Origin of the sequence: Micromonospora musae (assembly GCF_003626635.1) — a bacterium.
Lineage (GTDB): Bacteria > Actinomycetota > Actinomycetes > Mycobacteriales > Micromonosporaceae > Micromonospora > Micromonospora musae.
The window spans coordinates 70,877-79,030 of record NZ_RAZT01000024.1 but is presented as its reverse complement, the minus strand read 5'-3'; the positions used below and the strand labels follow the sequence as shown (position 1 = coordinate 79,030).

At 66.7% G+C, this 8,154-nt stretch carries 9 protein-coding genes; 8 read left to right on the top strand and 1 reads right to left on the bottom strand.

The features are described from left to right. The first annotated feature begins 150 nt into the window (after positions 1–150). The 3 genes from D7044_RS31500 to D7044_RS31490 all read left to right on the top strand — a co-directional run bounded on the left by D7044_RS31500 (position 151) and on the right by D7044_RS31490 (position 3,328). Positions 151–1,383, top strand: a complete 1,233-nt coding sequence (locus D7044_RS31500; protein ID WP_120675167.1) for an RNA-guided endonuclease InsQ/TnpB family protein — start codon at positions 151–153, stop codon at positions 1,381–1,383. 184 nt (positions 1,384–1,567) lie between these two features. Then, entirely contained in the window at positions 1,568–1,954 is a 387-nt protein-coding gene (locus D7044_RS31495; RefSeq protein ID WP_120674007.1) for a L,D-transpeptidase family protein, read from the top strand. Between the two features lie 216 nt (positions 1,955–2,170). Continuing rightward, on the top strand, positions 2,171–3,328 hold the full coding sequence (locus tag D7044_RS31490; protein WP_120691071.1) for a low temperature requirement protein A: 1,158 nt from the start codon (positions 2,171–2,173) through the stop codon (positions 3,326–3,328). A 47-nt stretch (positions 3,329–3,375) separates the two neighbouring features. Here the strand turns inward: D7044_RS31490 and D7044_RS31485 are convergent, their stop codons facing one another. Then, positions 3,376–3,624, bottom strand: a complete 249-nt coding sequence (locus D7044_RS31485; protein ID WP_233562925.1) for a hypothetical protein — start codon at positions 3,622–3,624, stop codon at positions 3,376–3,378. A 134-nt stretch (positions 3,625–3,758) separates the two neighbouring features. Between D7044_RS31485 and D7044_RS31480 the strand changes: the two genes are divergently transcribed. From D7044_RS31480 to D7044_RS31460, 5 genes are all read left to right on the top strand, one after another. Continuing rightward, positions 3,759–4,553, top strand: a complete 795-nt coding sequence (locus tag D7044_RS31480) for a L,D-transpeptidase family protein (RefSeq protein WP_158609270.1) — start codon at positions 3,759–3,761, stop codon at positions 4,551–4,553. Between the two features lie 190 nt (positions 4,554–4,743). After that, positions 4,744–5,979, top strand: coding sequence for a hypothetical protein (locus D7044_RS31475; RefSeq protein WP_147434750.1), 1,236 nt, complete (start codon positions 4,744–4,746; stop codon positions 5,977–5,979). An 11-nt stretch (positions 5,980–5,990) separates the two neighbouring features. Next, complete coding sequence (locus D7044_RS33185; protein WP_233565192.1) at positions 5,991–6,323, top strand: hypothetical protein; 333 nt, start codon at positions 5,991–5,993, stop codon at positions 6,321–6,323. A 108-nt stretch (positions 6,324–6,431) separates the two neighbouring features. Then, positions 6,432–7,352 (top strand): RHS repeat-associated core domain-containing protein, encoded by a 921-nt coding sequence (locus D7044_RS32775; protein ID WP_199716850.1) that lies wholly within the window; start codon positions 6,432–6,434, stop codon positions 7,350–7,352. A 27-nt stretch (positions 7,353–7,379) separates the two neighbouring features. Continuing rightward, positions 7,380–8,081, top strand: coding sequence for a hypothetical protein (locus D7044_RS31460; protein ID WP_147434749.1), 702 nt, complete (start codon positions 7,380–7,382; stop codon positions 8,079–8,081). Positions 8,082–8,154: the final 73 nt, after the last annotated feature.

The following is an 8,154-nucleotide window of genomic DNA, read 5'->3' as shown; positions in this document are numbered from 1 at the left end:
GGCCACGAGGTCTCCGGTATGAAGTTCTTGCTTGGTCGCAGAACCAGATACCGGAGGCCTCTTCAGTTGTCGATCACCGCCACGCCGGGACCTTCATCGACCACCACGACTTCTGAAACACGCCTTAAAGCAACATGTACGGTGCTTCTCGTGCAGCTTCGGTACAACTTCCGCGTGTATCCGACGCCCGGCCAGCAGATCGGCTTGGCTCGGGCGTTCGGGTGTGCGCGGGTGGTGTTCAACGATGGGCTGCGTCTGCGTCAGCAGGCACGCGAGGCAGGCGAGAAGTACGTGTCGGACGCCGAGTTGTCCAAGCGGCTCATCACACAGGCCAAGCTGACTCCGCAGCGGGCGTGGCTTTCCGAGGTGTCGGCCGTGGTGTTGCAGCAGGCACTCGCGGACCTGAACACCGCGTACCGCAACTTCTTCGCCTCGATGTCGGGCAAGCGCAAGGGCCGCAAGGTCGCCGCGCCTCGGTTCCGGTCCCGCAAGGACAACCGGCAGGCCATCCGGTTCACCAAGAACTCCCGGTTCACAGTTCTCGACAATGGCCGCCTGCGACTGCCGAAGATCGGCGACTTGGATGTGCGCTGGTCGCGATCTTTGCCATCGGACCCGTCGTCGGTGGCGATCATCAAGGACGCGGCGGGGCGGTACTTCGCCTCGTTCGTCGTGCAGACCGCCGAGGACGAGACGTTGCCGCCGGTCGAGTCCGAGGTGGGCATCGACCTGGGGCTGACGCACTTCGCGGTGCTCTCGGACGGCACGAAAGTGGCCGCGCCGAAGTTCCTGCGCCGCGCGGCGCGCAAGCTCAAGCGGCTGCAACAGGCCCTCTCCCGCAAGCAGAAGGGCTCGAACAGGCGCAAGAAGGCCGTCGTCAAGGTCGCCCGCGCCCACGCGCGGGTGGCCGACACCCGGCGCGACTGGCAGCACAAACTGTCCACGACCATCGTTCGCGAGAACCAAGCGATCTATGTCGAGGATCTGTGCGTGACCGGTCTCGGCCGGACCCGGCTGGCCAAGTCCGTGCACGACGCCGGATGGGCGTCGTTCACAGGCATGTTGGAGTACAAGGCCGCGCGGTACGGCCGCACATTCGCCCGGGTGGACCGGTTCTTACCGTCCACCCGCACGTGTTCCGACTGCGGACGGATCGGCGAGAAGATGGCGCTCAACGTCCGAGCGTGGGACTGCCCGTGCGGCAGTCACCACGACCGCGACGTCAACGCCGCCAAGAACATCAGGGCCGCTGGACAGGCGGACCTCAACGACCGTGGAGCGCAGGTCAGACCACCAGCGATGGCGGCACCGCGCAGCGAAGCGGTAACCCACCCAGACGCCGCGCGGACCACGCGCAGCGTGGAGGGAATCTCCGTCCTCTAGGGCGGAGGGATGTCAAGCCGACACCTACGCGACCTGGAGGCGTACGCGAAGGTGCGGGGTCGCTGGTGGCCCGCCTTGCCCCGACACCGGCCAGGATCGGGTCGAAGGGGTTCAGCGACAACCACACCGAGGGCGTGCCGACCACGCCGACCGGGGTCTACTCGATCGGCCCCACCATGTCGGCATCGCCGCGAACCCCGGCGTCCGCTACCCGTACCACCGGCTGTTCAGCGGCGACTGGTGGAACGAGAACCCGACCTCCCCGCGCTACAACACCTTCCAGCAAACCGCCACCAACCCGGGAGGGAACAGTGAGGCGCTGTGGCAGGAGGTGCCCGCGTACACCCACTTCGCCGTGATCACGTACAACATGGCGCCCAACGTGCCGACGCCGGTGCCGTACGCGGGCAGCGGGATCTTCCTGCACGAGTTCAGCCGCAGCGGCGGCAACGCCACCGCCGGGTGCGTGGCCGTCTCGCACACCCATCTGGTCACCGTGCTGCGCTGGCTGAACCCGGCGCTCTCCCCGCGCATCGTGCTCAGCCCCTTCCCGAACCTCGGCCGCTACTGACGCCCCTCGTGGCTCGGCTGCACAAGTTGTCGACCAGCCGCCGTGACCGTGCGCGTCGTCGTCGCGGCGGATCGAGGCGACGGTAACTCGACGAGAGTCCCGTCGTTGGTCGCGATGAGCCGCGAGTCTGCGGCCGCCAGGTGAGCGGGCCTCACCTCGGGAAACGCGACGACCTCGACGTGAACAGGTCAGCGGAGGCAGCGGGGCGGCTGATCGATGACGAGCACGGAGGCCTCCGGGGTACGACGTGACCCCAGGTCGTTCAAACGGGCGACGCTGCTGGAGCTCTTCTTCGACGTCTTCTACGTCGCCATGTTCGCGCAGTTGTCGATGCGGTTCGCCGCGGACCCGAGCTGGGGCGGATTGGGGCAGAGCCTCATCCTGCTGCTCGCCGCCTGGTGGACCTGGTCGGTCACCGCGCTCGCCACCGAGTTCTACGATCCCCGGCTACGGGTGATCCAGATCGTGATAGCCAGCACGGTCTTCGGCGTGGTGCTGATGGCGTGCGCCGTACCGTATGCCTACGGCGATCGTGGTCTGCTCTTCGCCGGCGCGTACGTCGGCCTGCACCTCGTACGTGGGATCCTGCTCATCGTCGCGCTGCGCCGACGCTCCGCGCACGCCCGGGCCCAACGGTTCCTCTTCTGGTTCTGCGTCTCCGGCTCGCTCTGGCTCGTGGGTGGGCTCGTCGATCCGGCCTGGCGCGCCCCGCTCTGGGCCGGTGCGCTCGTCATCGACTACCTGGCCGCCGCGCTGCGCTACCCGACGCCGTGGCAGGGGCGGGTGCCACTCGACCAGTACGACCAGCTGAGCGTCCACTTCGGCGAGCGGTACCAGCAGATCGCCATCCTGGTCCTCGGCGAGCTGGGGCTGATGGCCACGCTGCAGTACGGCAGCGCGGAGTACTCTTTTGCCCGGACCGTCGGCCTCCTCGTTGCGATCGCCACCGCGCTGCTCTTCTGGCAGATCTACGTGCTGCAGTCCGACAAGTTCGTCGACCGGTCGGCACACCGCCGTCCGCGGGCCGCGGTGCGACTCGCGGGGTACGTCTACGCCGTTCTGGTCACCGGGGTGATCGCCACGTCGGCCGGGGTGGAACTCGTCATCCACCAACCCCTCGGAACTACCCCCGCGACCTGGCTGATCCTCATCGTCGGGGGCCCGGTGCTCTTCGTGCTCGGGCGGATGGGCTCCGAGTACGTGCTCCTCGGCCTGCTCTCCCGGTCCCGGCTGGGCTGGCTGGCCCTGCTGATCGTCCTGACGCCGGCGTTGAGCACGCTGGCCCCGATCTTCGCCAATGTCATCGCCATGGGCGTCCTCGTCGGCATAACGATCACCGACACCTGGCGTACCCGCCGCGCAGGCACGCGGTAACCCGAACCCGCCCACCCGGGGCGGACGCCGGCGGGCCCGGGCGAAGGTCAGACGGCGGTGCCGCGGACGATCGCCACGGCGACCCGGCAGAACTCGTCCATGTCCGGGTTGAAGCCGGCCGCGATGTCCGGGTGCAGGCCGGCTCGCGTCTCGTCGAGCAGCCGTTGGCAGACCTGTTCGACCGGCTCGCCGGCGTAGCCGGCGCGGATCCGTTCGGTGGCTGCCTGGAGCGCCGAGGTCAGCTGATCCTCCAGCGGGCCGCGCAGCGCCTTCACCACGGCGATGTCCGCTACCACACCGGACGGTGGGGCCAGGGCCGGGGAGTTGCGGACCCGCCTCTGACCCGCACAGCGGTCCCGGGCCTCTGCTGGACAGGAACTCAGGCTTAAGGGGACATCATGAACATTCTTCGTATGTCACTATGTTCGATATGAAGCGGAGAACATTCGTGCTCGGCGCCGCCGCTGGCGTGGCGGCTCCGGCCCTCGTCGGTTCGACAGCCGCAGCCGCCGCGGGGACGCGGGACAGCACCTGGTGGACGGCGACCGGCGTGGCGTCCTCGACGAACAAGCGGGGGAACGTGACGCCGCCCAGCAACAGGGCTGCGCAGCTGAAGACCCTGCCGTCGCAGACCCAACAGGTCATCATCGTCGGCGGGAGTAGTTACTCCACCACCTACGCGACCCTCGAGACGTACGCGAAGGAGCGGGGCCGCTGGTGGCCGGTCTCCGCGCCGGTGCCAGCTCGCATCGGGTCGAAGGGATTCAGCGACAACCACACGGAGGGCGTGGCCACCACGCCGACCGGGGTCTACTCGATCGGGCCCACCATGTACGGCAACGCCGCCAACCCTGGAGTCCGGTACCCGTACCACCGGCTGGTCAGCGGTGACTGGTGGAACGAGAACCCGGCATCCTCGCTCTACAACTCCTTCCAGCACAGCGCCACCAATCCCGGCGGATACAGCGAGGCGCTGTGGCAGGAGGTGCCGGCGTACACGCACTTCGCCGTGATCACGTACAACATGGCGCCCAACGTGCCGACACCGGTGCCGAACGCGGGCAGCGGGATCTTCCTGCACGAGTTCAGCACCAGCAGCGGCAACGCCACCGCCGGGTGCGTGGCCGTCTCGCACACCAACCTGGTGGCAATTCTGCGCTGGCTGAACCCGGCGCTGTCGCCGCGCATCGTGATCAGCCCGTACGCGAACCTCAACCGCTACTGACGCTCACCGTCGTCACCCGGAGGCCGTCCCGCTCATCCCGAGCGGGGCGGCCCCTGTCCCGTCCCCACCCCGCTGCGGCGCTCGGTCCGCGCCTGCGCTATCGCGCCGCGATCGCCGGACGATAGCTGCGCGTGTATGTCGTTCTCCTAGCTTCTACCCGACGTATCAGCCCTTGACCGGAGGGTAACGGGTGAGAAGGAACCTGAGAGGGCCGCTGATCGCGGCCCTGGTGATGGCGTTGGCCGCCACCGTGGGCGGGACGGCTGTCCTGTCCGACCAGAGACCAGAGGGCAGCGCGAGCGCCCACGACGACGGAACGGGTCTGTTCGACCGGCTGGGCGACGCTGCCCGGGGCCTGGTCGGTGACGGACCGGGCCGGCCGAGGCCGGAGGTGATCAGCGCCGGCCTGTCGGTGCACGAGAAGGCTCCGGCGGCGAAGGTGTGGCCACCGCAGAAGCGGGTCAAGGAGTTGACCGGCAAGCGGACGGCGAACAGTAAGACGTATCAGCTGTCCGACGGGCGGACGCAGGCGGAGATCTCCGCGGCGCCGGTGCACTACAAGGACTCCAAGGGCCGTTACCAGGCGATCGACACGACGGTGCGGCCGACGAACGAGAAGGGTTACGTCCAGGGCAACCGGACGAATTCGTTCACCAGCCTGTTCGGGGACAGCTCCGAGGAGCTGGCGCGGTTCGAGTGGGACGGCCGGAGCATCGAGTTGGGTCTGTCGGGTGCCGCGAAGGCGGTCATGCCGAAGGTGTCGGGCTCGACGGTGACCTACGCCGGCGTGGCCGGCGGCGCGGACGTGGTCTACGACGTCACGCCGACCGCGCTGAAGGAGGAGATCGTCCTGCGCGAGGTGCCGGCCGGGCCGGTGTCGTGGACGTTCACGCTGGGCACCGCGGGGCTGACGGCGCAGCAGCGCGAGGACGGGTCGATCGCGTTCGTGCGCGCGGGCGGCGGTGAGCCGGTGTTCGTGATGCCGCCGCCGTTCATGTACGACGACAAGGACGACAAGAACTCGCCGCACGGGAAGGTGTGGTCGGAGAAGGTCACCCAGAAGGTGGCGCTGGCCGGTGGCCGGTCGACGATCACGGTCACCCCGGATGCGGGCTGGCTGGCCGATCCGGCGCGGGTGTACCCGGTGGTGGTCGACCCGACCATCAAGATTCAGCCGGTTCCGGACGACGCCCAGGACGTGCAGATCTACAAGGGCAACCCGGGGCACGCGTACGGGCAGGATCCGACGACTTGGCCCTTGAAGGTGGGCAAGGGTTACAAATCGGGAGGAGGCGTATTGCCGGTGGGTGGACGAGGTGCTCAGGCTGCGACACGCACGGTAGATGTAGGCGGGAGCTCTATAGGCTATCGAGTCGTGCAGACGGGACCAAATTCGGTGAATGTCGGGACCTACTGGCTGAACTAGTTAGGACGGCTGTGAGAAACCTATTGGAACTGGGGCGGCTGCTCTCTTCGATCAACTGGGGTAAGGGTCGGGCGGACCTCGGGAAAGTCGAACTGGAGTTTCTCGAAGCGGTAACGTTCGCTCCAGCGGATGACATCATCCGTATGCTCGAAACGGTCCTCGACGACGACTACGCTGGCCTTCCAATTTGGGCCCGCAACCTTGCCTATCGCTTGGCCTGCCTGCAGCGACCCAATGACTCGTCTCTGCTGCGGGAAGCGGCGGCTGACCTCTTCAACCACGGCCCAGACTGGGACCGCATAGCGGCGGAGTTGCGAAAGCGGGCTGACGCTGCGGAGGAATAGGGTCGAGTTGATGGTGCCTGTCGTCGTACTGGCGGCAGGCACCGCTCCGCTTAAGGCCAGTGAAGGAGCGGCAGCTACGGCTACAACCCGCACACCGACGTCGAGACGCTGACCGACAAGACCGGTGACACCAAGGCCACCTACGGCTACAGCGCGTACGGCAATAACGACGACGCCCAGTTCACGGGCATCGACAAGCCGGACACGGCAGACCCGACCAAGGAGCCCTACAACGCCTACCGGTTCAACGCCAAGCGGTGGGACCAGTCCTCCGGCAACTACGACATGGGCTTCCGCGACTACAGCCCAGGTCTCAACAGGTTCCTGTCCCGCGACAGCTACAACGGTGCTCTGGCCGACATGAGCCTCGGCCTCAGCCCTTTCACCGGCAACCGGTACGCCTTCGGCGGCGGCGACCCCATCAGCGCCATCGAGATCGACGGACACTGCTGGGACTGGGCCCAGGACGTCTGCGACGCCGCGGAAAGCGCGGCAGAATCGGTCGACCACAATTCGGATGCCCTCACTGACCTCGCCGTGGACACCGCCGAAATCATCCTCGGCAGCGCGGCGATCGGTGGCGGCATCACGATGGTGGCTGGGGGCATCTCGGCATGCGTCGCGAGTGTGCCGGCGCTCGTGGGAGTGGTCACCGCTCCCATCACCGGTGCGGCCTGTGCTGGTGGAGCCGCCGCCGCGTTGGGTGGCGGAGCCCTGGCCGTCGGTGGCGTCGCGATGGTCGCTCACGGAGCATCGAACTGGTGGGACGATCTGAAGCGATTCGAGTCCCCGCGTGATGGCGACAGCGTAGGAAGCTGGGAGACGCCCAAGCCTGACAACCCGACGAGGCGCGACGACCGGTGGCTCAAGCGAAACGGGGTCGACCCGCACACGGTCAAGGACGGCTTGCCTGGTCAGGAATCACACTTCGATCTCTACGTCGACAAGAACGACAACATCTTCGCCGTCCGGAAGGGTACGGATCCAAACGAGGGATTGTATGTTGGGAACATGTCGGAATACAAGTGACTAGGCGCGGATTGGAGGGATGGTTCCATGGATGAGGGTCAAGGTTCGGAGGCTGGCTACCCAGGCTTTATGGTGATGCGACCGCCTCGTCTCCTAAAGAACATTGGCACACTCAAGCGCGTCGCGGTGGCCAAACTGGCTGGCATCCGAATGATTAGCGCCTCATTTTCCGGGGACCGCCTGCTGTTTCAGCCTTGGCTGACGGTCATGGTTGACGAGGGTCCTTGTGTTTCTGTCACGGGGGTCTACCGGACCGACACGTCGCTGAGAAACGAGCCGGAGGAGGAGGGTCCGGTCTTCTGCCTGAGAAAGTCCACCTGGCTGTCTGCCACCGACCTCGCCTTGGTGAAAGGGGCATCTGACTTCAGGTCGCATCTGCGGGGCGGCGAGCAGGTCGTTGACTCCTTCGCGTTCGTCAACCGAAGCGCCGGCCGCGAGGCGATCGGTATAACGGAAGAATTCGTCACCTCGCTGAACACTTCTGAGTTGACGCTGCGTGCCGCCGACCGCGCCAGTTCTCAATTTCAGTTCATCAAAATAGAGGTAGGGGGCGAGATTCGTGCCTTCAATATCGGATACTCGCCGGTGACGACCTCCATCGACCTGGTGGAGTCGGCACTCCCTGAGTGGTTGGCGTCGGTCGATCGGGCTGTCAATGTTCCGGGATTTCGGCCGGACGGTCCGCTGACCATCAGCATCGACCGATCGGTGCCGGAGCTCATAGGTTAGGCGGGCCACCGCATAGTTAGGAAACGAGGAAGGGTGGACCCGCCGCTGCGCGGTGGGCCCACCCTAACCAGCG